Here is a 435-nt window from a genome sequence, read left to right on the forward strand (position 1 = left end):
GATCTGCGTCATGTTCACAATCGGTGCGTTGATCTGCTATGCGTCATTGAGGGGTGTTTCCTATGAAGAGCTTGTTCATGATCTTCGAACTTTAAAATGGTCGTGGGCAATGGTTGCAGTCTTGTCGATGGCTCTATCGGTTGTTTTCGAAGCACTTGTCGTTAAAATTTTGATACAGCAGCATCTTTCCCGTTATCCGATGCGGGATGCAATCAGAGTTCCGATGATCGAGTTGTTGTTTAACGGAATTACGCCTTTTTCAACCGGCGGGCAGCCGGCACAATTGTTTGCGTTGATGCAGTCGGGCGTTGATGCTGGTCGTGCGACCTCGATGCTTTTGATGAAATTTGTCGTTTATCAATCAATGATCGTCGTTAATTTTATTGTTTGTATTCTGATTGGTTTTCGCTTTATTGCTGATAAGCTGCACGTGTT

The 435-nt window shown here is 44.4% G+C and carries 1 protein-coding gene; it reads left to right on the plus strand.

Annotated features, from left to right (window positions below):
- On the plus strand, nt 1-435 hold a 435-nt coding region (locus KJQ97_RS09485), incomplete at both ends, for a lysylphosphatidylglycerol synthase domain-containing protein (RefSeq protein WP_214120705.1).

Origin of the sequence: Campylobacter sp. 2018MI01, assembly GCF_018501205.1 — a bacterium.
Lineage (GTDB): Bacteria > Campylobacterota > Campylobacteria > Campylobacterales > Campylobacteraceae > Campylobacter_E.